Source organism: Erwinia sp. S43 (assembly GCF_016624745.1).
GTDB lineage: Bacteria > Pseudomonadota > Gammaproteobacteria > Enterobacterales > Enterobacteriaceae > Erwinia > Erwinia coffeiphila.
The window spans coordinates 20,612-42,459 of the sequence record NZ_JACVTX010000029.1; the positions used below are offsets into that span (position 1 = coordinate 20,612).

At 53.3% G+C, this 21,848-nt stretch carries 21 protein-coding genes and 1 pseudogene; 20 read left to right on the top strand and 2 right to left on the bottom strand.

All coding sequences use genetic code 11. The annotated features are described in order from the left end of the window. Genes IBT47_RS23020 through IBT47_RS23035 form a run of 4 tightly spaced genes read left to right on the top strand, consistent with a single transcriptional unit; the run spans position 1 to position 3,935 of the window. The gene (locus IBT47_RS23020; RefSeq protein WP_200563264.1) at positions 1 to 507 is read left to right on the top strand and encodes an integrating conjugative element protein; all 507 of its coding nucleotides are present in this window, start codon (positions 1 to 3) and stop codon (positions 505 to 507) included. Then, on the top strand, positions 504 to 1,073 hold the full coding sequence (locus IBT47_RS23025) for a restriction endonuclease (protein WP_200563266.1): 570 nt from the start codon (positions 504 to 506) through the stop codon (positions 1,071 to 1,073). The genes IBT47_RS23020 and IBT47_RS23025 overlap by 4 nt, the downstream gene beginning before the upstream one ends. Further along, complete coding sequence (gene traD, locus IBT47_RS23030) at positions 1,070 to 3,169, top strand: type IV conjugative transfer system coupling protein TraD (protein ID WP_200563268.1); 2,100 nt, start codon at positions 1,070 to 1,072, stop codon at positions 3,167 to 3,169. Before IBT47_RS23025 ends, traD begins: the two co-directional genes overlap by 4 nt. Further along, the gene (locus IBT47_RS23035; RefSeq protein ID WP_004181877.1) at positions 3,162 to 3,935 is read left to right on the top strand and encodes a TIGR03747 family integrating conjugative element membrane protein; all 774 of its coding nucleotides are present in this window, start codon (positions 3,162 to 3,164) and stop codon (positions 3,933 to 3,935) included. The genes traD and IBT47_RS23035 overlap by 8 nt, the downstream gene beginning before the upstream one ends. 290 nt (positions 3,936 to 4,225) lie before the next feature. On the opposite strand, the gene IBT47_RS23040 is transcribed toward IBT47_RS23035, so the two are convergent. Beyond that, the gene (locus tag IBT47_RS23040; RefSeq protein ID WP_004181878.1) at positions 4,226 to 4,819 is read right to left on the bottom strand and encodes a TetR/AcrR family transcriptional regulator; all 594 of its coding nucleotides are present in this window, start codon (positions 4,817 to 4,819) and stop codon (positions 4,226 to 4,228) included. 331 nt (positions 4,820 to 5,150) lie between these two features. On the opposite strand from IBT47_RS23040, the gene IBT47_RS23045 reads away from it, so the two are divergent. The 6 genes from IBT47_RS23045 to IBT47_RS23070 all read left to right on the top strand — a co-directional run bounded on the left by IBT47_RS23045 (position 5,151) and on the right by IBT47_RS23070 (position 12,861). Further along, a complete protein-coding gene (locus IBT47_RS23045; protein ID WP_077258305.1) occupies positions 5,151 to 6,332 on the top strand; it encodes an efflux RND transporter periplasmic adaptor subunit in 1,182 nt (393 codons plus the stop codon). A 9-nt stretch (positions 6,333 to 6,341) separates the two neighbouring features. Continuing rightward, complete coding sequence (locus IBT47_RS23050) at positions 6,342 to 9,449, top strand: efflux RND transporter permease subunit (RefSeq protein WP_004181881.1); 3,108 nt, start codon at positions 6,342 to 6,344, stop codon at positions 9,447 to 9,449. Positions 9,450 to 9,541: 92 nt separating this feature from the next. Further along, positions 9,542 to 10,387 (top strand): universal stress protein, encoded by an 846-nt coding sequence (locus tag IBT47_RS23055; RefSeq protein WP_004181882.1) that lies wholly within the window; start codon positions 9,542 to 9,544, stop codon positions 10,385 to 10,387. A 12-nt stretch (positions 10,388 to 10,399) separates the two neighbouring features. Next, positions 10,400 to 11,047 carry a TetR/AcrR family transcriptional regulator gene (locus IBT47_RS23060; protein ID WP_004181884.1) on the top strand — a complete coding sequence of 216 codons (648 nt, stop codon included), beginning with the start codon at positions 10,400 to 10,402 and terminating at the stop codon, positions 11,045 to 11,047. Between the two features lie 31 nt (positions 11,048 to 11,078). Further along, complete coding sequence (locus IBT47_RS23065; protein ID WP_200563270.1) at positions 11,079 to 11,936, top strand: helix-turn-helix domain-containing protein; 858 nt, start codon at positions 11,079 to 11,081, stop codon at positions 11,934 to 11,936. Between the two features lie 232 nt (positions 11,937 to 12,168). Further along, positions 12,169 to 12,861, top strand: coding sequence for a hypothetical protein (locus tag IBT47_RS23070; RefSeq protein ID WP_227685223.1), 693 nt, complete (start codon positions 12,169 to 12,171; stop codon positions 12,859 to 12,861). A 98-nt stretch (positions 12,862 to 12,959) separates the two neighbouring features. On the opposite strand, the pseudogene IBT47_RS23075 reads toward IBT47_RS23070, so the two are convergent. Continuing rightward, positions 12,960 to 13,279 (bottom strand): annotated as a pseudogene (locus tag IBT47_RS23075) (SOS response-associated peptidase family protein); the annotation flags it as partial. A 375-nt stretch (positions 13,280 to 13,654) separates the two neighbouring features. Here IBT47_RS23075 and IBT47_RS23080 point away from each other — a divergent pair. From IBT47_RS23080 to IBT47_RS23125, 10 genes are read left to right on the top strand one after another with little or no spacing between them, the layout of a single operon-like run. Beyond that, positions 13,655 to 13,990 carry an RAQPRD family integrative conjugative element protein gene (locus IBT47_RS23080; protein WP_103061414.1) on the top strand — a complete coding sequence of 112 codons (336 nt, stop codon included), beginning with the start codon at positions 13,655 to 13,657 and terminating at the stop codon, positions 13,988 to 13,990. Continuing rightward, positions 13,990 to 14,232, top strand: coding sequence for a TIGR03758 family integrating conjugative element protein (locus IBT47_RS23085; RefSeq protein ID WP_103061413.1), 243 nt, complete (start codon positions 13,990 to 13,992; stop codon positions 14,230 to 14,232). Before IBT47_RS23080 ends, IBT47_RS23085 begins: the two co-directional genes overlap by 1 nt. A 31-nt stretch (positions 14,233 to 14,263) precedes the next feature. After that, the gene (locus IBT47_RS23090) at positions 14,264 to 14,665 is read left to right on the top strand and encodes a TIGR03745 family integrating conjugative element membrane protein (protein ID WP_103061412.1); all 402 of its coding nucleotides are present in this window, start codon (positions 14,264 to 14,266) and stop codon (positions 14,663 to 14,665) included. Positions 14,666 to 14,678: 13 nt separating this feature from the next. Beyond that, positions 14,679 to 15,044 carry a TIGR03750 family conjugal transfer protein gene (locus IBT47_RS23095; protein WP_103061411.1) on the top strand — a complete coding sequence of 122 codons (366 nt, stop codon included), beginning with the start codon at positions 14,679 to 14,681 and terminating at the stop codon, positions 15,042 to 15,044. Further along, the gene (locus tag IBT47_RS23100) at positions 15,041 to 15,697 is read left to right on the top strand and encodes a PFL_4703 family integrating conjugative element protein (protein WP_200563272.1); all 657 of its coding nucleotides are present in this window, start codon (positions 15,041 to 15,043) and stop codon (positions 15,695 to 15,697) included. The genes IBT47_RS23095 and IBT47_RS23100 overlap by 4 nt, the downstream gene beginning before the upstream one ends. Continuing rightward, positions 15,697 to 16,617 carry a TIGR03749 family integrating conjugative element protein gene (locus IBT47_RS23105; RefSeq protein WP_200563274.1) on the top strand — a complete coding sequence of 307 codons (921 nt, stop codon included), beginning with the start codon at positions 15,697 to 15,699 and terminating at the stop codon, positions 16,615 to 16,617. The genes IBT47_RS23100 and IBT47_RS23105 overlap by 1 nt, the downstream gene beginning before the upstream one ends. Then, positions 16,607 to 18,142, top strand: a complete 1,536-nt coding sequence (locus IBT47_RS23110) for a TIGR03752 family integrating conjugative element protein (protein WP_200563276.1) — start codon at positions 16,607 to 16,609, stop codon at positions 18,140 to 18,142. Before IBT47_RS23105 ends, IBT47_RS23110 begins: the two co-directional genes overlap by 11 nt. An 11-nt stretch (positions 18,143 to 18,153) precedes the next feature. After that, positions 18,154 to 18,570, top strand: coding sequence for a TIGR03751 family conjugal transfer lipoprotein (locus tag IBT47_RS23115; protein WP_200563278.1), 417 nt, complete (start codon positions 18,154 to 18,156; stop codon positions 18,568 to 18,570). Next, on the top strand, positions 18,570 to 21,434 hold the full coding sequence (locus IBT47_RS23120) for a conjugative transfer ATPase (RefSeq protein ID WP_200563280.1): 2,865 nt from the start codon (positions 18,570 to 18,572) through the stop codon (positions 21,432 to 21,434). The genes IBT47_RS23115 and IBT47_RS23120 overlap by 1 nt, the downstream gene beginning before the upstream one ends. Beyond that, positions 21,431 to 21,826 carry a hypothetical protein gene (locus IBT47_RS23125; protein WP_200563282.1) on the top strand — a complete coding sequence of 132 codons (396 nt, stop codon included), beginning with the start codon at positions 21,431 to 21,433 and terminating at the stop codon, positions 21,824 to 21,826. The genes IBT47_RS23120 and IBT47_RS23125 overlap by 4 nt, the downstream gene beginning before the upstream one ends. Positions 21,827 to 21,848: the final 22 nt, after the last annotated feature.

Here is a 21,848-nt window from a genome sequence, read left to right on the forward strand (position 1 = left end):
ATGAATCTGAAAAAACTCATCGTTACCGCATTCATTGCATTTTCGCCTGCCGCGCTGGCTGAGCTCAACGTCATTGCAGACTTGGGCGGACAGAGTACGCAGGCTATTTTCGAGGCCGTAAACCGCCAGGATACGCCGCCTGCGCCTGCTGCAGCTCCTGAACAGGGGGAAGCGGCCATGCTGCCCGTTATTACGCCAGAACTTTCCCCCGGCAACGTGACTCCGCGGGCGCTGCAGCTGTCGGGCATCGGGGCGCTGTTTATCATTGGTGATGACAGCTATTCACGGCAGTGGCTGCAGCAGAACGCACAACAGCTTTCGGCCAGCAATGCAGCCGGACTCGTGGTGAACGTTGAAAGCATGGCATCGCTGGTATCTTTGCGTGGTCTCGTGCCCGGTCTTCAGCTGGCGCCCTCATCGGGATCTGAACTTGCCCGCCGCCTGCAGCTGACCCATTACCCCGTACTTATCACGGACAGCGGCCTGTCTCAGGAGGTAGGGCAGTGATATCAGCTCCTTACGTCGCGGCACTGCTGATGGCAAATCCGGTCCTGCTGGCCGTCGTGCTGGCCGTGATTATTTTTCTGCTCTGGCGCTTTCGCCGGCAGTCGGCCAGCGAGCGGCGGCACCGCCGGTATCGCGCAACGGCAGAGCGCGTCTATACCCGCCTTCGCCAGCTCAGCGGAGACGGGCAGCGCATGAGCTATCTGCGCAAGATTAATCCGTATGTCTTTGAGGAATTACTGCTGCTGGCATTTGAGCGTCAGGGCTATGCCGTACAGCGCAATGCGTCATACAGCGGCGACGGCGGCCTGGACGGACGGGTACACATAAACGGCGAGTGCTGGCTGATTCAGGCTAAGCGCTACAGCCGGGCGATAACGCCGTCGCACGTTCAGGAATTTGACGCGCTGCTGACGCGCATGGGGCAGCGCGGTCTGTTTATTCATACCGGCAGGACCGGCCAGAAAAGCAGGGCTTTCGGGAGCGGTTCACAGCAACTGATGATTATCAGCGGACAACGCCTTCTGGCTCTGCTGGCAGGTAAACCCTTTAAGGAGTTCTTTCTGTGAGTGATAAATACGTAATTGAAGCCCTTCTGCGCCCGGCTGTTGAACTGAATACAGCGGTCGCAGCGGGCACTGCCGCCATCGTCTGCGTGACAGCGCCCTGGGCAGTCGCCCTGGCACCCTCCGTCAGCTACGTCACCGCCGGCGGATTCGCCGTGCTTTCTGCCATACGCGCGCGTCAGGGAATACAGGTCATTCGCTACCGCCGTAATCTTCGCCGTTTACCGCGCTACGTAATGACGTCAAAACAGATCCCCGTGAGTAAACGCCGGCTTTTTCTGGGCCGTGGGTTTCGCTGGACCCAGAAACACACTCAGCGCCTGCGCGATACGCTGCGCCCGGAAGTGGCCCACTACCTTAAGCCGTCGAAGCTGTATCAGCTTGCCCGCCAGTTAGAGGAAGCGACAGAAAGCAGTTTGCCGGCGATCGGCAAGCTGCTCAGTGCAGATTCGCCAGTCAATCCGGTTCGCCCGCTTCCCCCGGTTGGCGGTAATCCGGCCGTACACGGCATTGAGCCGGATGAAACTGACGTCACGCTCGATTTACGTGAGCGGGTCGGCCACACGGTTGTCTACGGGACAACCCGCGTGGGCAAAACGCGCCTCGCTGAGCTGTTAATCACTCAGGATATACGTCGTGGAGACGTCACTATCGTGTTTGATCCGAAAGGCGATGCGGACCTGCTGAAAAGGGTCTGGGCGGAAGCGCACCGGGCTGGCCGGGGCGATCAGCTGACCGTTTTCCATCTTGGCTGGCCTGATATTTCCGCGCGGTATAACGCCGTAGGGCGCTTCGGGCGCGTATCGGAGGTGGCTACGCGTGTTGCCGGCCAGCTCAGCGGTGAAGGTAACAGCGCAGCGTTTCGCGAGTTTGCCTGGCGGTTCGTGAATATCGTTGCCCGGGCGCTGGTTGCGCTCGGGGAACGCCCGGATTACACGCTCATCACCCGGTACGTGAACAACATCGCCAACCTGTATCTGCGTTACGCCGAAAAAATCATTACTGAGAAACTGCCCGAACTGAACAGCCAGATCGAGAACAACGCCAACGCGTTCAGTGATGATGACGTGCCGCGCAACATGCAGGGGCAGCCTGAAGCTATCCGGATTTGGGCAGTTGAAGTGGCGCTGAGTTCGGACGCAGGAAACGCGCTGTATGACCCGATACTTGACGGATTGCGCTCTGCCGTACGCTATGACCGTACCTACTTTGACAAGATTGTGGCGTCACTGCTGCCGCTGCTGGAAAAACTGACTACCGGTAAAACAGCGGAGCTGCTGTCTCCCGATTATCTGAACATGGAAGATCCGCGCCCTATTTTTGACTGGGAGCAGGTTATCCGTAAAAAAGGCATCGTTTACGTGGGGCTTGATGCACTCAGCGACAGCGAGGTTGCCAGTGCCGTAGGTAACAGCATGTTTGCCGATCTGGTGAGCGTGGCCGGGCACATCTACAAGCACGGTATTAACGGCGGCCTGCCGGGTTCAAAAGAGGGAAAAGACCCCATTAACCTGCACTGCGATGAATTCAACGAACTGATGGGCAACGAGTTTATCCCGCTCATCAATAAAGGCGGCGGTGCGGGCATGCAGGTGACGGCCTATACGCAGACCTCATCTGATATTGAAGCCCGCATCGGGAGTGCGGCCAAAACCTCTCAGGTTCAGGGTAACTTCAACAACCTGATCATGCTGCGCGTGAGAGAGAACCGGACGGCAGAGCTGCTGACCTCACAGCTGCCGCAGGTTGAGATCTACAGTAAAACGCTGGTCTCAGGTCATCAGGACTCAGCTGACGTCACCGTCAATCACGACTTTACCTCCAGCACCCAGGATCGCGTGGGCACCATTAAGGTGCCACTGCTTGAGCCTGCCGACATTGTCACGCTGCCTAAAGGTCAGGCTTTTGCGCTGCTTGAGGGCGGCCAGCTCTGGAAAATTCGTATGCCGCTACCGGCGGGCGATGCAGGTGACGTGCATATGCCTGAGAACATCGCGCGTCTTGCAGAAGAGATGCGCCGGAATTACCACAGCAGTGAAGGGTGGTGGGACAGCCGCAGTTCAGCAGCTGCGCCAGTGAAGGGAGATAATAATGGCTGAGGCACGTCGTACCGCACCGCAGCAATATCCGCAGCAGCACCCCGCGCAACCGCGTGAGCACGGCCTGCTCTATAACCTGGTCTGGGGCTGGCCGTGGAAACTCGTTGGCGTGATCCTGGCTTCACTGATGGTGAGCCTTGTCATTGAATATGTCGGTATTGCGTTCTTCTGGCCTGAAATGGGTGCCGCGCACAGCCAGGCGGTGATGAATACCGAGTTTGGCTATCTGTCTTCTGATTTTACCCGCAGCCTGCTGCTTTCCGAGCCGGCTGCAACGGTGACGCGCTGGATAACGGATGCCTATCAGTGGGCGTTTGTGGACAGTGGGATCATCGGCTGGATACAGGAAAAATATCAGGCCGAGATGAACAGCGGCAATGAGGTATCGCGCAATCTTAAGGGTGCCAGCCGCTGGATGGGGAATTATCTGCAGCAGTACATGCTGGCAACGGTATATGTCTCTATCGTGACGCTGATCCGCGTCACCATCATTGCCCTTTCTGTACCGCTGTTCGTACTGGTTATATGCGTTGCCGTGGTTGAAGGGCTTGGCCGACGTGATTTGCGCCGGTTTGGTGCCGGTTATGAGTCATCTTTTCTGTACCACCGCGCGAAAAGATTGATCAAGCCAGCTGTTTATCTGCCGGTGATGGCCTACCTCTCATGGCCTTCTGCGGTCTATCCAAACCTGCTACTGCTACCCGCAGCATTAATGCTGGGGCTTACCATTACGGTTACAACTGCATCGTTCAAAAAGTATCTTTAATGGCCATATACCAAAGCCTGTAAAATGCAGGCTTTGCTAAATTTCCTTACTAAATAAGATAAAGGTAAGATCACAGTAAACTTGTGCGATAAGTAAGATACGGACATCGGTTTAATGCCAAAAATGTTATTTAGTGATCGAATTTCACTATTAACAGCCGGTGAAATGCTCAATTAGCCGAAAAAACAAATGCAATTTTAACCAATACAACCGTCAATCCTTGCGATCTACCTTCCTGCCAGGAACCTGAGAGCACCCGGAAACCTGCGTTTATAAAGACAAGTCTCTTTTCAGGTTTCGCTGAGTACGAAAGTGATAACTTTGCGTAACATATCCCTGTCGAGAGCCTCTCCGAATGCGGGATTACGTACCGAACGCACAGCCATCCCTTCCAGTAAGGAGGTGATGATTTCACATTTTGAAATGACGTCTTCAGAGGCACCGCCCAGAATATTATAGAAATCCTGAAAGACGTCTTTATCGTATTCCTGGATCAAGTGCGCTATAGACGCATTGCGTGAAACCTCTGCTGAAATTTCCATTTTCAGCGCCGCGGTTCCTCTGTCTAAAAAGCGCTGCTCATCCGCAAGCGTGGCATCAACGAGCGCCTCAACAGCGTTTTTGGTTTTCATCGAGGATTTCACGTTAGAAATATAGGTTTCAATCTGACTCCTATCTCTGGCGACGATTGCCTCAACGATCCCCTCTTTGCTGCCGAAGTAATGATAGATATGACCGGAGCTCATTCCTGCTGCGGCTGAGATCTGAGACATGCTCGTTTTGTGGAATCCCTGAAGCTTAAAACACTCAACAGCAGCCTCCAGAACCTGCTCTTTGCGTCTTTTTGCTATATCAGAATCACCGCCATTTTTTTTAACAGACATACCTGAACCTTATTGTCCTGAAAATTATCTTCGCGAAAGGTGGACGTAAACATCACTGACCAGAAAATCAACCATTTAACAACGCAAGCGATTGATAAATATACATTTAAATCATATGGCACGCCGTAAAGACTAACATCATTTTCTGAATGTGTGGCGTGATTTTTGCAAAACTGTCAAGAGCTCCACAATTAATAAAAACTTGAATCACAACTTTACATTTTTAGGTCGGTCGTTCAACCTACAACGCGCTATGCCGCAGGTTCGTGCGCTTAATCATACGCTAATAAAAGATTGGTCAACCAACCTAGATCACAATTCGGGATAAAAAATGTATTATTTTCATGATATTAAAAAAAGAAAACAGCTGGGCAACTTCATTAACCTGGCGTTAATGATCGGCGCTACGAGCCTCCTCAGCGCGTGTGATGACGCACCGGCTTCCACGCCTGCTGCAGAACCACCCGTGGTAGGCGTGTATAAAGTCGAGCCCAGCAATGTCCGCATGCTGACGGAATTACCCGGACGCACCAGCGCCTATCTGATAGCGGAAGTCAGACCGCAGGTAGGGGGCATCTTATTAAAGAGGGATTTCACCGAGGGTACGGACGTAAAAGAAGGCCAGACCTTATACCATATTGACCCAGCGCCTTATAAAGCGACGCTTGCCAGTGCTGATGCAAGTCTGGAATCGGCTAAGTTACTGTTCTCACGGTACAGCAAACTCGCGTCCTTAAATGTCGTCAGCCAGCAGAATCTGGATGACGCGAAGTCCCAGTATCTGCAGGCAAAGGCCAACGCCGACAATGCCAGAATTAATCTTAACTACACCGAAATTAAATCCCCGATTTCGGGAAGAATTGGGCGTTCCAATGTCACCCAGGGAGCGCTCGTCACCGCCGGGCAGACAAATGAATTAGCCACGGTGCAGCAGCTGGATCCGATCTACGTGGATATTTCACAGCCGGCATCGGCCCTGGTTCAGATACGTGAGGATCTGGAAAGCGGTCGCCTCAAAAGTGATGACGAAGGCCGGGCAAAAATCAGCCTGGAATTTGACAACGGCACAAAGTACAAACAGACCGGCACTCTTCAGTTCTCCGAAGTCAGCGTCAATGAAAGCACCGGTTCGGTAACCCTGCGGGCAGTTTTCCCTAATCCTGACGGCGTTTTGCTGCCCGGTATGTTTGTGCGCGCGCAGCTGCAGCAGGGGATCCGTGAAAACGCCATTCTTGTGCCACAGAGAGGGGTGACGCGGGACACTCAGGGTAAAGCGGTCGCGTTAGTGGTGGATGCTGACAACGTTGTGGAACAGAAGAACCTTACAACGGATCAGAGCATTGACGGGAACTGGTTAATCAGTGCCGGACTTAAGCCCGGCGAGCAGGTCATTGTCGATGGTTTACAGAATGTGACTCCTGGAATGATTGTTAAGCCTGTTCAGGCTGCAAAAAATTCATCCGAAGGCAGTTTATCTAAGACGTCAGATCACAAAGATAATACGGATATTTAAGGGAGCAGCATGTCCAGATTTTTTATAGATCGGCCTATATTTGCATGGGTCATTGCCATCATCGTCATGATCGCAGGTGCGCTTGCAATTTTAAAGCTGCCCGTTAATCAGTATCCCGATGTTGCACCTCCGGCAATAGGCATTACGGCTTCCTATCCGGGCGCCTCGGCGCAGACCGTTCAGGATACGGTGACTCAGGTCGTTGAACAGCAACTGAACGGCCTTGATGGCCTGCGATACATTCGCTCTGAGAGCAATTCAGACGGCAGCGTAAATATTGTTGTGACCTTTGAGCAGGGGGTTGACCCGAATACCGCACAGGTTCAGGTTCAGAACAAACTGCAGCTTGCCACACCAATGCTTCCTCAGACCGTCCAGCAGCTGGGCATTCGCGTCTATAAGTACCAGATCAACTTTATGTTGGTGGCCACGCTGATTTCAGAAGATGGCCGACTGGATAACAACGCACTGGGCGATTTGATTGTATCGCAGCTGCAGGATCCCCTCAGCCGTACGTCAGGCGTTGGCGATTTTTATGTCCTGGGCGCTCAGAACGCGATGCGTGTCTGGCTGGACCCGATTAAGTTAAACAATTACAAGTTAATGCCCAGTGACGTGATGGCCGCCATACAGGCACAAAACGTTCAGGTCTCCTCCGGTCAGTTAGGCGGACGGCCGTCAGCAGATACCTCAAGATTAAACGCAACGGTAATCGGCAAAACACTCTTCACCAGAGCCTCTCAGTTCCAGGACATACTGCTCAAGGTAAATCCGGATGGCTCACGCGTCTTATTAAAAGACGTCGGAAACGTCATGCTGGGGTCGGATAACTATGACTTCAATGCCAAGCTGAACGGTCACCCCAGTGCAGGTATTGCTCTGCGTTTAGCCACCGGCGCGAACACCATCGACGCCGTCAGCGCCGTGCGTTCAACCCTGGATCAGTTAGCTAAAACGCTGCCGCCGGGCGTTAAAGTGGTGTATCCGTACGATACCGCTCCGGTGGTAAAAGAGTCTATTAAAGGCGTCGTGCATACATTAGTTGAAGCGATCGTCCTGGTTTTCCTGATCATGTTCCTGTTCCTGCAGAACTGGCGCGCCACGCTTATCCCAACGCTGGCCGTGCCCGTCGTTCTGCTGGGCACCTTCGGCATCATGTCAGCCTTCGGCTTCACTATTAACATACTGACCATGTTTGGTCTGGTGCTGGCAATTGGTCTGCTGGTTGATGACGCCATCGTGGTCGTGGAAAACGTCGAGCGAATTTTATCTGAAGAGGACATCTCGGCGGTTGAAGCGACCCGTAAATCTATGGATCAGATCTCCGGTGCGTTAGTAGGCATCGGGTTGGTGCTGTCCGCCGTATTTATACCGATGGCGTTTTTCGGCGGTTCCACGGGCGTAATTTATCGTCAGTTCTCGTTAACTATCGTTTCTGCAATGGCGCTATCCGTACTCACCGCGCTGATCTTCACGCCTGCACTCTGTGCAACGCTGCTGAAGCCGGTCGGTAAGGATCATCATGATAAAAACGGATTTTTTGGCTGGTTCAACCGCGTGTTCGAAAAAAATGCGCGCCGGTACGAAAATGGCGTGTCCCGGGTAATTACAGGCAAACGCCGGTATTTAATGCTGTTTTTATTCATTGTGGTGGCTTTAGCAGTGCTGTTCCCCAGACTGCCGACCTCGTTTTTACCCGATGAGGACCAGGGAACGATGGTTGTTCAGGCAGAGTTACCTGCCAACGCCACTATGGATCAGACCGATGCCGTGCTGGATAAGGTGCAGAAATATTTCGCCGAACAGGAGAAAGACAACGTTCAGGCGGTATTCGCCGTCAGTGGGTTCAGCTTTGCGGGGCGCGGCCAGAACTCAGCGCTTGCCTTTGTGCAGCTCAAGCCCTGGGATGAGCGCAAGGATACCGTATTTGATCTTCAGCGCCGGGCTATGGACTACTTCGGCACAATAAAGGAAGCCAGGGTCCTGGCGTTTGCACCGCCGGCGATCATGGAGCTTGGCAACGCCACGGGGTTCGATGTTTTCCTGCAGGACTTCAGCGGACACAGCCATGCCGAGCTGATGAAGGCTAAGGAAAAAATCCTCTCAGAAGCCGCTAAAAATCCGGCACTCAGTATGGTGCGTGCTAACGGTAAAAACGATGAGCCGCAGTACAAAATCGAAATTGATGATGAAAAAGCGAGCACGCTCGGTGTCAACCTGGATGACATCAATACAACCATGTCGGCCGCGTGGGGCTCTTCTTTTGTCAATAACTTCCTGGATCGCGGACGTATCAAGCGCGTCTACATTCAGGGTCAGCCTCAGTCCAGGATCACGGAGAAGGATTTCAGCCAGTGGTACGTGAGAAATTCATCCGGTGAAATGGTTTCATTTGCCTCCTTCGCTTCAGGAAAGTGGGAAATAGGTTCGCCTAAACTGGAGCGTTACAACGGTGTGCCTGCTGTTGAGCTTCTGGGCCAGCCTTCACCGGGTTACAGCTCAGGCGATGCCATGGCTGCAATGGAAGACATTGCGAAAGATTTGCCATCCGGCATGAAGCTCTCCTGGACGGGCCTCTCCTATGAGGAGAGATCCTCGGGTTCACAGGCTCCGGCCCTGTATGCGCTGTCAATCATCGCCGTTTTCCTGTGCCTTGCAGCGCTCTATGAAAGCTGGTCCGTACCATTCTCGGTAATACTGGTCATTCCGCTGGGGGTTATTGGTACCGTGGTTGCCACGATGATGCGCGGCCTGGAAAACGATGTTTTCTTCCAGATTGGCCTGTTGACGACGGTGGGACTTTCCGCCAAAAACGCAATTCTGATCGTTGAATTTGCCAAGGAGCTGTACGAGAAAGAGGGGAGAACCTTATCTCAGGCGGCCATTGAGGCAGCACGTCTCCGACTGCGTCCGATTATTATGACGTCTCTGGCATTTACAATGGGGGTCATACCGCTGTTAATTTCCAGCGGCGCAAGCTCAGGAAGTAAACATGCCATTGGTACGGGCGTCGTAGGCGGCATGGTGACGGCGACGTTCCTGGCCATATTCTTCATCCCTCTTTTTTACGTTTTAGTGAATAGCCTTAAAAAGCGTAAAAATAATACTGACACATAAAGACCATCTGAGCCGGCTGGCAGGAAATCCACATCTTGCCGGCCGGACAGTTCCTGTAAAAGTAAATAGCAACGAAAGATCATGAGGTATTTATGCTGTCAGACTATTCAAACATTACCGTATTTTTTGATGCTTCCCCTGAAGGATTGAGCGTACTCGCCAGATCAGGAGAATTAGCATGTGTACAGAATTCTCATCTGATAGGCGTGACGTCTATGCGCCATGAATCTGGCGTCCCGGAAGAGTCCTTTTCAAGAGGGGATGCCATCATTGAGGTAATAAAAAAACATCAGCTCGCAACAGCCAGTAAATTACTGGAGCTGCATCATGGCATACAGGATATTTCCGATAAGCTAGGCGTGCAGGCTGAACTTCGCGTTATACCGTCGACGGAAGATAATAAAAATGCAATTCAGCATGCTTTATACAGCGATCTGGTCATTTTTAATTATCCGAGCATGAGTGGATTACCGGAGGGAATGACGATCAACTCGTTCATTTCCTACTCCGGCCTGCCGATAATTGTCGTTCCTGATAGCTGGCTGGGAGAGGGGATCGGAAAAAGAGTCACCATTGCGTGGAACGGCAGCCGGCAGGCGTGGCGGGCCGTATCTGACTCTCTTGGCCTTTTAATCAGTGCGGAAGAGGTTCAGCTACTGATTGTGGATGCACACCACAGTCAGGGCCTTCACGGTGAAGACCCCGGCGCTGACATGGCGGCTTACCTTGCACGCCATGGCGTCAGAGTCGACCTCGTCAACGTCGAGTCCGACAGAAGAGAGGTTGCTGACGTCATTATAGAGCACACGACCGCTCACGCATCCGACCTGTTGGTAATCGGTGCCTGGAGCCGGCCACGCCTGTCCGAACTGATCCTGGGCGGTACCACTAACAGCCTCCTTAAAGATGTGCGGCTGCCCCTGTTTATATCCCGCTGACTGGAGGTTAACTTGGTCAGAAAAACCAAGGAAGAAGCTTCCATCACAAAAGAACGCATAATAAAAGCGGCGGAGGAATGCTTTTGCGAACACGGCGTTTATCTGAGTTCTTTCGATATGGTGGCGAAAAAAGCAAAGTGCACCCGGGGAGCTATTTACTGGCATTTCCGGGATAAAAACGAGCTGCTTTACCACGTCACTCAGAGCTTCAGATGGCCTTTAATGGCCGAACTGAAAGGGCTGTCGTCAGGCGATGAGCATATATTTAACGCGCTTGTTTCCATGTTCAGGCGCTGCATTAATGATTTATCTACGGAAAGTCAGGTGCAGCACTACCTGAAATTAATGATTTATCGCTGTGACGAGGCCGAAACTTACAAGCCATTGCAGCTAAGCCTCTCAAAATTCATGTGTGATTTTGAGAAGTTAGTAAAAGATGCGATGTGCTTATCCATAAGTAAAGGCGAAATAGATGGGGAAGACAAGTCCGTAATCATAACAAATATCCTTCTTTACTCTTTTTATGGTGCCGTCAGAAAATTTTTTATCACGGGGAAATCCCAGAAGCCATTAACAGAGTTTATTGAAATCCTTGACCACATTCTGGGGGAGTTCGTCATTAACAATAAGAATTATGTTTTAGATGAGAGCTCTGACTAATCCTGCACCTTGCTATTCTGAGAGGAAAATCGTGAGAAAATTCACGCTAGAATTATTACACTGGATTGAACAAAATCTGGGAAGCTCCCTGACGATACAGAAGATCTATCGTAAGTCCGGATACAGCAAATGGCACATCCAGAGGCTGTTCCGGGAAGAGACTGGCATGCCATTAGCCACCTATATTCGCAACAGAAGACTCGCCAGGGCGGCTCAGGTACTGAAGTTAACGAACATGCCTATTATTGAGATTGCAGAAGCGCTGGGATTTGGCACACAGCAGGCATTTACACGGGTCTTCTCAAGGCATTTCAGAACGCCACCCAGAGTCTACCGGGATAGCCGTATGTGGAACTTTACCGGGATCATCCCCAGTTCGACAATGGTAAGGCATCCCCTGCCTCCACCTGATTATGTGAGTCTGGATATCAGCCTCAGCCATCACCACAGTTTCACTAATGATGTTGATTTTCATAGCATAGAATGTATGAGCGATAAGATTACCCGCTTGTCTAATCTTGAAATGACAATGCTCGAACAGGCTGAAACCATTTACTCGGTTGTCCATTGCGAACCTGTAGGCAGATTCGGGGATGCCAGGCTTAATATGTTACTGTGCGACACGACTCATTCCGACGAATTAGAAAGTATCAGGATGGCAGGCAGTTACCTGAAATTTAACCTGCTTGGGAGTTACGATGAATTCAGGAACATGATTTCAACAATCTATCATTTTGAACTGCCGTTAAGAGAAGAAGTCCGGAGTGAAGGCCCGGACCTGCTGGAAATTAAAAGCATAAAAACTTCTAATGGTTATAGTTATTTTTCAGGGTGCTACTACATTCCGGTCGCATCAAAGAATAGCTCTCCGGACTCTGCTGTTCATTAAGAGAATCAGGTTCAGTGATTTATCGGGTTCGCTTATATCAGCGGATGAAAACCGGCCCGAAAAAACAAAGGCAATCACCGACTGGTTGCATTGTAAATGACGTATTGCAATAAGGCTTAATAAGTAGGGTGTTAATTTTTCATATGAACTTTTATACGCTATGCGTACTGGCATTTGATATCCGCATGATTTCAATGAACAAATTACTGATCACATATTGATGATGCAAAAAATGAAAGACAACAGAAAAAAGAAACTGAATAAGAAGACCAATTTTACGGAGTTCGACATGATTCGCTTTGTTTCGCTTCTCACCCGGGAGTGTTTATTCCTGCTATTCGCATCGGTTTTTATCCTGCTGGCAATGTCAGCCATTTACGTTGACGTTTACTTTATGGACAACGCTCTTCATGAAAATTCCGTGACTGAAATCCTGCAGGAAACCATACTGGCAGGCATAGCCGGGCTGTTTTTCTGGTGCGCGACAAAGCGCCCTGAGGTCCGCGGGGGGCTTATCCTTATCGGGGGTTTTTACCTATGTATGCTGATCCGGGAGCTGGACGGGATTTTTGACATGATCAGGCACGGCAGCTGGCTCTGGTTTGCTCTTACAACCACCGTCGTGTGTATTGCACTTTCCGCGCTCATACCCGCAAGCACCGTTACAGGTCTGACTGATTTTATTCAGCACCGTTCGTGGCTGATGACTGCGACGGGGTTGATCATAATATTAATATTCTCACGTATATTTGGCATGAATCAGCTCTGGGAGCATCTTATGCCTGACGGGTATAACCGGGAAGTTAAAAACCTGGCGGAAGAAGCGACGGAATTACTGGGATACAGCGTATGCTTTCTCTCCTCAGTGCTTTATCTGGGAGAAACGCGTGAAAAATTCACTGCTCTTCGGAAAAGCTGGACCTGATACGGATAATCTCGGACTGTCATTTTAATACAGTTAGTTATCAAGATGACGAGGCTGAACTTGTCTTCGTCATCACATTTCAATAACCAAACTGACCCAAAGTAGGGCTGTTTCCTTTCTTCTTCCTTTACCCACTCAAACCATTCATCGCCAAACTTCACGGAGCGGCCGTGGTTCCATAGCGGTTTAAACATACGGCTTGAGGCGGCTTCTTGTCCCACCATTCTGGTCCGTAACCCCAGTACACCGGATCAATTTTCAGTTCGCCGTTGCGCTCGCTCAGCTGTAGCACGTTGGTTCCTGGCGCTAAGTTGTAACGGCCGATGGGTTCCGGATCATGCACGTAATCGCTGTCGGCTGCGCCAAGGGCGTCAAAGTAAACGTCCCGGCTTTTATACTGCGCAAACCGTCCGCACATAGTGTCTTTCTCTTTCTGCACGATACCTGTTAACGCGCGCTATGCCTGATTTTACTCATCATTCAATATTAGTCGGCGAAACCGCAGATTAAATTTTGCGTTCGGGGAATTAATTTAATGTCTTACGCTGGTCCCTCTATCAGAGCTGGACGGAGGCACCTGAAACTTGTTTTCAGATGCCGGCCGTCAGCAGGCAAGGCGTACAGCGCCGCGTCAGAGCACTTGTTTAGTTACAACAAACAATAAGCTTTAGATTCACTTTAATCAGCATTCGCGCTGCTTTCTAAATTTTTATTTTTCCAAAAAGAGTTAACGGCTGAACCCGGCAGCCAGATTTCGCATGCTTACCGCACTCAACAACCACTGGAGGTGCATATGAAATCTCTTCGTCCGGCAACACAACTTCTGTTATGCGGCGGTGTGCTGGGCCTGACCTTTCTCGCGTCCTCTCCGGCGTCTGCATCTGAGAAAGACGAGCTGGCATCCGCTCAGCGAATGATCGTCCAGGTTCAGGCTTCGCTGGAACGGGCGCGGGTTGCCGCAGCACAGGCTGATCCGTCGGAGCGTGACCGCTACTTCTTCGATTACCAGCGGGCTAATGGCGATTTGAAAACCATCAGCGCCGGCATTGATCGCTATCTGGAACCAACGCGTGCCCAGCCCCGCGATTTGTCTGGCGTGGCAGGAAATTATCGCCGGGAGCGTCCCTGATGGCGATGACTGCTGCACAGGAAGCTGCCTTTAAGGCAGCTTCCGGAAACGTGGAACCCAATCTGCTGCACCTGCTCTGTCTCGGGCTGCTGATCGCATTCCTCTTCTTCTGGGCAGCATGGGCAATCGTGGATGTCTACTCCGGCTGGACAAATCAGCGTCTCAAGGAGGGCGCGATGGGCAGAGCCGTAGTCCGCTCAGTCTTATTGTTAGTCGTAAGTATCTGGATGTTTTGTAGTTAACCCTAAACCCACTCTTTTTACAGGTGAAATCATGTCTAAATTCGTATCAGCAGTAACCCGCGTGACCGCTAAAGCTCAGACTAAAGCTAAATCAGCCTGGGCACGTATCCTGACGGCTGGCCTGCTGAGTACTCTGGCTGCTAAACCAGCTCTTGCCGATTTGCCGACGGTTGAAGGTCCAACGTCGAGCGGAACGGGTACTGGCCTGATGGGAACGCTCAGCGGTCATGTGCAGGATGGACTCGTCCTTGGTGGTCTCGTTCTGTGCGGATTTGCATTCTTTAAAGTTGCTGAAGCTGGTCTCGTAACGTTTGGTGAGGTTCGTAATGACCGTGCCTCCTGGACCAAATTCGGGTCCATTGTTGTTGTCGGGGTTGTCATGCTGGTCGCAGTTATCTGGCTGCTCGGCAAGTCTGCAGAAGTTATCGCGTAAGGGACAGTCCCAGATGGCGACCATTAAATTTTTACCGGATCGCCTGAATGCTGAGCCAGTCGTATTTCGGGGGTTTAATACCCCCGAGTTAGGACTGGCAGCACTAATTGGCATCTTATCCGGCTTCATACTTTCCCTGCCCTTCGCGTTACTTTTTGGCTGGCTTGCCATTCCAACCGGCACTCTGCTTTTCCCACTTGTATTGATTGCGTTTGGCGGCAAATGGCTTGCCAGCAAAAAACGGGGAAAACCAGAAAATTATCTCTGGCAGCAATTTGAGTTAAAGAAGCGCCGCATGGGGTTGGGGGATTTCAGATTGATTATTGACTCGCGGGGCTGGTCCCTGCGACGCAGCAAAAACCTCAGGAGTACCAGATGAGTCGTTTTCGCCACGCGGTTAAGGGCCGCGATCAGCATATTTTCACCCTGCGGGCGGCCTGTGTCGTATTGCTGCTGTTACTGGTTACCGCTATGGGGGGCTGGATGCGGGCACCTGAAAAGCTGACCATCCACAACCCGCCTGATTTGCGCAAGGGCAGCACGCGTCCGTGGTGGGAAATCCCCCCTCCGACCGTGTACGGTTTTACGTATTACATCTTCCAGCAACTCAACGCCTGGCCTAAAAACGGCAAAGTAGACTATCCCGCCCGCATTCAGTCGCTTTCAGCTTACCTGACGCCACAGTGCAAGGCGTTTCTTGATGAGGATTCAAAGGTTCGCGGTGAAAAAAACGAGTTAACCGACCGCGTGCGCGTCGTTTACGAAATTCCCGGACGTGGTTATTCAGGTGACAGCGTGAAGGTCATCGATCGCGACAACTGGATGGTGAAACTCGATCTTGTTGCCGATGAATACTACCTTACCGAGCCGGTTAAACGCGCCATGGTGCGCTATCCGCTAAAAGTCGTGCGCTGGGACGGCGACTCTGAATCTAATCCATTTGGCATGGCGCTGGACTGCTATGAAGGCATCCCGCAGCGTCTTTCCGCCGCGCCTGAGCAGCCGAAACCAGAAAGAAAGGGGATGTTCTGATGTTGAATCCATCTTTTACCTCAGGATCGCGTGCATGCCTTGTGGCGCTGTCACTGTCACTGCTGCCGGTGGCAGCGATGCTTTCCGTACCGGCGCAGGCGGACGAGCTGATGAAATGGGAGCGCGTGCCGCTGCAGATCCCCCTCAAAGCGGGTCAGGAACGCGTGATTTTCGTTGATAAAAACGTGCGCGTGGGTTTCCCGCCGGCGCTGAACGGCAAGCTGCGCGTGCAGAGCACCGGCGGCGCGGTCTATCTCAAAGCCGACAGCGATTTCCCTCAGACGCGCCTGCAGCTGCAGGACATGGAAAGCGGTGAGGTTATTCTGCTGGACGTCCGTACGACGGCCACCGCGTCAGCCGAACCGGTTAAAATCGTTTATAGCGGTGACGTCAGCACCCTCAGCAGTGCAGCCGCCGGCACCGGAGAGAAAGCCGCCAGCGACAGCAACAGCGCGCAGACGAAGCGTAAAAAAGTCAGCTATAAGGCTCCTGTTCCAGTACTGCTGACGCGCTACGCAGCCCAGAATCTATATGCTCCGGTGCGAACCGTTGAAGCCGTGCCGGGCATTCATCCCGTTAATCCGCACCTGCCATCACGCATTACGACATTATACCCCTCGGCTCCTGTGACCGTGTCACCGGTAGCCGGCTGGGGCGTGGCCGGTCGCACCGTCATCGCGGTGAGGATCCGCAACAGCTTGTCGCAGAAGGTTGTGCTAGATCCGCGAGAGCTGCAGGGCCAGTTTGTCACGGCCACCTTTCAGCACCGCTGGCTGGGTGCCGCCGGCACGCCGGAAGACACCACCACACTGTACCTGGTCACCGCCGGTCGTCCTGATGACGCGTTTGTACGTGAGCCATCCGTAACCCATAAGGCTGCTACCCGCCCGGCCCAGAAGGTGATCCGCTATGAAAATTAAGTCAAACGGACTGGTTAAAGTGCTGGTTCCGGCCATTCTGGTCGGCGGCGGATTCATTGCGGTGAAAAGTTATAACAGCAAGCCGCAGGAGCCCGCCGCGCAGGCAGCGCACGCACAGACAGACGACGCGCTTAAAAACCTGTCTCCGCAGGAGCTCAAAGCACTCGGCATCGAGGGCGACACGCCGCAGGATACGCTGAAAACCATTGTAGGCTCGCTAAACGCCGTTCGTCAGCAGCAGGATTCTCTTAACAAGCAGAATGCCAGACTGCTGGACGAAAATGAAAAGCTGCGGGAGCGCAATACCAACGTTTCCGGCCAGGTTAATGAAGCCGTTCAGGGCGTGGAGAAGAGCTATCACGAGCGTGAAAGCCAGATGCGCCAGCAGCAGAACGTCCTGACGTCAAAAATCAACGAGCTGACGAATAAACTGCAGAATGCCGGTAAGGGTATTGCAGACAAGGCAAAAAATACGGACAGCGATATCCCGCTGGGTCTGGGTCTCGACGGTATGGGTGCCGGCGGTGGCAATGCCCCGGCCTCCGGCAGCGATGGCCTGATGTGGGTCACGCCCCAGGACAGTCCCTCCACGTCCTCAGCGCAGAAAAATGGCGCGTCGGGCAGCAGCGCCGGCGGTTCACAGTTCCCGACGTCGTTTCTCAGTGAAAACGCCCTGACGAAGCAAAAAGGCAGCTATGAACAGCAGGTAAAGGGTTCCACCGCTGAAAAAGGCGCGGAAGAGGAGGCCGAACCGGTTTATACGCTGCCGGAGAATTCCACGCTGATTGGCAGCCGCGCCATGACGGCACTGCTTGGCCGCGTACCGATCAACGGCACCGTCACCGACCCGTATCCCTTTAAGGTACTTATTGGTAAAGACAACCTGACGGCCAACGGCATCGAGCTGCCGGACGTTGAGGGTGCGATCGTCTCCGGCACTGCCTCCGGCGACTGGACCCTGTCCTGCGTGCGTGGTCAGGTCAACAGCGTCACCTTTGTGTTCACCGACGGCACCGTGCGTACTCTGCCGAAGCCGGACCGCAGCGGCAAAGGCGGCAATAACAGCAACCAGAACGGCGGTAAAGAAACCGGCACCAGTGGCGGCATCGGCTGGATTTCTGATGAAAACGGGATCCCCTGCATCTCCGGCACGCGCAAGTCTAATGCCTCAAGCTATCTGCCAACGATCGGACTGCTGGGTGCCGCTGGGGCTGCGGGTGACGCCATCGGCCAGAATCAGACGACAAGCCAGACCAACGCCTACGGCGGCGTGACCTCCACGCTTACCGGAGACGCCGGGCAGGCCGTTCTGGGCAAGGCGATTTCAGGCAGTTCTGATGAAATTACCGAGTGGGTTAAACAGCGCTACGGGCAGACTTTTGACGCTATCTACGTACAGCCGGGGGCAAAACTTGCCGTACACATTACCCGAGAGCTGGCGATCGACTACGAAGATAAGGGCCGCAGGGTGCGTTACGACTTCACCCTGCCGGGCGAAGACGGCAGCACTGGCGGACTGGACTGAGGAGAATGACCATGAGTATTACTGCAAAATTCGGGATTTTCATGATTATTGCAGCCTGCGCGCTTGCCGGCTGCTCCACTAACAAAGATGAAATGCTGCCGCCGGGTAACAGCAACATGCTGGAGCTGTGGAAAGGCACCGACGGTGAATCAGGCGTCTCGCGCGGCAGTGAAGCCCGCAGCACGCTGCGCCGTGGCCTTTCTGACAGCGAGCAGCAGGCCGCACTGCGCGACGATCGCAGCTACAGCCGCACGCAGGAGTCTGAAATCAGCCAGCAGTTCCCGCGATTGCCTAATCCTGACATGGTGATGTACGTATTCCCTCATCTCGCACAGGGAAACACTCCCGTGCCGGGTTACAGCACCGTTTTCCCCTTCTATGACCAGACGCAGTACGCCATGCCTGGCGAACGTACGGAGGCGCTGTAATGTTCGGACTCTTCAAAGGGAAATCCCCTGAAAAAAACCGCCACTTAACTGATGTTTCTGAGCAGGCCGGCCCGGAGCCCGTTACCCGTACCGGTAAAATGTCTCAGGCTGATGAAAAACGCGTTTATTCACACAATCCGTCCATCGTTGATTATCTGCCGTGGGCAGAGTTTCTGGATGCGGAGCAGTGCCTGCTGCTTGATGATGGTATCTCCGTGGGTGCCGTCTATGAAGTGACGCCGGCGGCAACCGAAGGCCGTCCTGACGAGCGCCTCGAGCAGATCCGCGACGTGGTGGAAGATGCGCTGCAGGACAGCTTTGACGATCTGGCGAGCAATCCGTGGATCGTTCAGTTCTACTGTCAGGATGAGAATAACGTCGATGCCTACCTTGACCGGCTGCGCGGCTACGTCAGGCCGCACGCGCAGGGCAGCGAGTTTACCGAGACGTGGCTTAAGGAAACCGAGCAGCATATGCGCGGGATTGCGCGTCCTGAAGGTCTCTTTGAAGACAAGCTGATCACCGGCCAGCCGTGGCGCGGGCAGCAGCGGCGCACGCGCATGGTTATCTACCGATGGGCGACAAAAAACAGCGCTGATTTGATGTCACCCATTGGCATGCTGAATCAGGCGTGTGAGCGTCTCTGCAGCGCCTTTTCCAGCGTCAATATCCACTGCACGCGCCAGAATGGCCTGCAGGTTCACGCCTGGCTGCTGCGGATGTTCAATCCTGCGCCCGAGGGCATGAATAAAGAAGCGTTTTACCGCGCGGCGGCCTATGAGGACAGCCGCGACACGCCTGCAGGCATGATCCCTGTAGAGAATGATTTCGCCGAAACCCTGCTGTTCACGCCGCCACGTTCTGACGTTGAAAACGGCGTGTGGTGGCTGGATAACATTGCCCATTCAGCCATTTCCGTGGAGCGCCTGCGTAAACCCCCTGAGCCTGGCACGCTCACTGGCGAAAAGAGCCGTGGTGAAAAGAAAATTAACGCGCTGATGGACACGTTCCCCGAAGGCACCATGCTGTGCATGACGGTTGTTGCAGAGCCGCAGGACACGCTGGAAGAGAAGTTTAACCGCCTGGCGAAAAACGCCATCGGCGAGAATACCGAGTCGGGGCGCGTCCGTCAGGACGTCGCTGCGGTCAAGGAGCTGCTGGGAAACCGCCACAAACTTTATCGCGCCGCCATCACCTTTGTGCTCCGGGCAAAAGACATGCCCGAAATGAACCGTAAGCGCATCGAGCTCAGCACCGTACTCCTGAACGAAGGGCTGCAGCCGGTGCGCGCTGAACATGACACTGGCCCGCTTAACACCTGGTTGCGAGCGCTGCCTATGTGCTTTAACCCGCAGCACGACAAAAAAAACTGGTATACCCGCCTGACGTGGGTTCAGCACCTTGCCGGGCTGCTGCCCGTCACCGGCCGCGAAACCGGGACCGGCAACGCCGGATTCAGCTTTTTTAACCGTGGCGGCGACGTGCTTGATTTTGATCCCCTGAACAAGGATGACCGCTCTCAGAACGCGCACATGCTGCTGTTCGGACCGACCGGCGCAGGTAAGTCCGCCACGCTCTGCTCAATGCTCTGTCAGCTGATGGCCGTGCACCGCCCGCGTCTGTTCATCGCGGAAGCCGGTAACAGTTTCGGGCTGACCGCTGACTACTTTGAAAGTCTGGGCCTTACGGTCAACAAAGTCAGCGTCAAACCCGGCAGCGGCGTATCGCTGCCCCCCTTTGCTGATGCGCATAAGCTATTTGACGGCGACGCGCCCGCCCCAGCCATTGATGAGAGTGACCTGCCGGATATTGAAGACGATCCGGATGATGATGAAGAGAACAGTAAGCGCGACATTCTGGGCGAAATGGAGATCTCTGCCCGAATGATGATCACCGGCGGCGACCCGAAAGAAGACGCCGCGCTGAAACGTGCCGACCGCGCCATGATCCGCGAGGCGCTGATTATGGCCGCGCGTAAAACCCTGGAGGAAGGCCGCCAGATGCTGCCGGGCGACCTGCAGAATGCGCTTAACGCCATTTCACTGGAGACTGAAAGCGGCAACGGGCAGGTACGTAATGAAACCCGCCGGGCGAAAGCGGCTGAAATGGCCGAATCCCTGGGCATGTTTACGCAGCACGGAAGCTTTGAGGCAGAACTCTTTAACCAGGAGGGTTCTCTGTGGCCGGAGGCTGACGTTACGCTGATTGACCTGGCGCACCTTGCACGTGAAGGATACGAGGCGCAGATGGCGCTGACGATGGTGTCGCTGACCAACACCATCAACAACATTGCTGAACGTGACCAGTATCTTGAGCGCGACATTGTTTTTACCGTCGATGAGGCGCACGTTGTGACGGTTAACCCACTTCTCGCCCCCTATATGACCAAAGTGGTCAAGATGTGGCGTAAGCTTGGCGCATGGCTGTGGCTTGCCACTCAGAACCTTGAGGATTACCCGAACGCTGCCGGTAAGATGCTGAATATGGCGGAATGGTGGATCTGCCTGACGATGCCGAAAAAAGAGGTGGAGGATATTGCCCGCTTCCGGACGCTTTCAGAAGAACAAAAAGCCGTGCTGCTTTCCGCCAGTAAACTCTCACGGTGCTATACCGAAGGTGTGGTGCTCTCGAAGAAAATTGAAGCGCTGTTCCGCGCTGTTCCACCCAGCCTTTACCTCGCGCTCGGGATGACGGAGAAAGAAGAGAAAGCCGAACGTAAAGCGCTGATGCGCAAACATAACTGTTCTGAGCTGGATGCTGCTATTCTCGTAGCGAAAAAACTGGATCGTCTGCGTGGATTGATGACGGAAGATGCGGACGGGATGCCCGAACACAATGATAAGAGAGAGATGCTGACCGCATGATTAAGCTCAAGTATGCGCTACCTCTGACCCAGCGCCCTGCGCCGGACGATACGCCAACCCCTGCTATGTTCAGCCTGCATCCGCAGGGGGAGCCAGCGATGACGGCAACGACGGCAGAGCGCCTTAAAGCAATGGAGAACGCGTTGAGGTCAAGGCTGCAACCGCCGGTAACGATCACCTGTAATCCACATCGTATTGGTAAGAGCAGCTGCGTGTCGGTTCATCTTGAGGACAGCAGAGGCAAGCGTGCGGACATTCTACTGACACAGGAAGGTCGCGCCGGACTCCCGCTGGATCACGAATTTGACTCACCGCGCTGGCATGTAAACGTACCAGATGCCGCCGACATGATTTTTCTAACTCTGTGGGTTAATGAGTTATTTAAAGATTAAGCAAAATACTATCTGTTTCCGG

Coding starts and splice junctions, on each gene's coding strand:
- IBT47_RS23020 (WP_200563264.1), top strand. CDS start 1: ATGAATCTGAAAAAACTCATCGTTACCGCATTCATTGCATTTTCGCCT.
- IBT47_RS23035 (WP_004181877.1), top strand. CDS start 3,162: ATGGCTGAGGCACGTCGTACCGCACCGCAGCAATATCCGCAGCAGCAC.
- IBT47_RS23040 (WP_004181878.1), bottom strand. CDS start 4,819: ATGTCTGTTAAAAAAAATGGCGGTGATTCTGATATAGCAAAAAGACGC.
- IBT47_RS23045 (WP_077258305.1), top strand. CDS start 5,151: ATGTATTATTTTCATGATATTAAAAAAAGAAAACAGCTGGGCAACTTC.
- IBT47_RS23050 (WP_004181881.1), top strand. CDS start 6,342: ATGTCCAGATTTTTTATAGATCGGCCTATATTTGCATGGGTCATTGCC.
- IBT47_RS23055 (WP_004181882.1), top strand. CDS start 9,542: ATGCTGTCAGACTATTCAAACATTACCGTATTTTTTGATGCTTCCCCT.
- IBT47_RS23070 (WP_227685223.1), top strand. CDS start 12,169: ATGAAAGACAACAGAAAAAAGAAACTGAATAAGAAGACCAATTTTACG.
- IBT47_RS23080 (WP_103061414.1), top strand. CDS start 13,655: ATGAAATCTCTTCGTCCGGCAACACAACTTCTGTTATGCGGCGGTGTG.
- IBT47_RS23085 (WP_103061413.1), top strand. CDS start 13,990: ATGGCGATGACTGCTGCACAGGAAGCTGCCTTTAAGGCAGCTTCCGGA.
- IBT47_RS23090 (WP_103061412.1), top strand. CDS start 14,264: ATGTCTAAATTCGTATCAGCAGTAACCCGCGTGACCGCTAAAGCTCAG.
- IBT47_RS23095 (WP_103061411.1), top strand. CDS start 14,679: ATGGCGACCATTAAATTTTTACCGGATCGCCTGAATGCTGAGCCAGTC.
- IBT47_RS23100 (WP_200563272.1), top strand. CDS start 15,041: ATGAGTCGTTTTCGCCACGCGGTTAAGGGCCGCGATCAGCATATTTTC.
- IBT47_RS23105 (WP_200563274.1), top strand. CDS start 15,697: ATGTTGAATCCATCTTTTACCTCAGGATCGCGTGCATGCCTTGTGGCG.
- IBT47_RS23110 (WP_200563276.1), top strand. CDS start 16,607: ATGAAAATTAAGTCAAACGGACTGGTTAAAGTGCTGGTTCCGGCCATT.
- IBT47_RS23115 (WP_200563278.1), top strand. CDS start 18,154: ATGAGTATTACTGCAAAATTCGGGATTTTCATGATTATTGCAGCCTGC.
- IBT47_RS23120 (WP_200563280.1), top strand. CDS start 18,570: ATGTTCGGACTCTTCAAAGGGAAATCCCCTGAAAAAAACCGCCACTTA.
- IBT47_RS23125 (WP_200563282.1), top strand. CDS start 21,431: ATGATTAAGCTCAAGTATGCGCTACCTCTGACCCAGCGCCCTGCGCCG.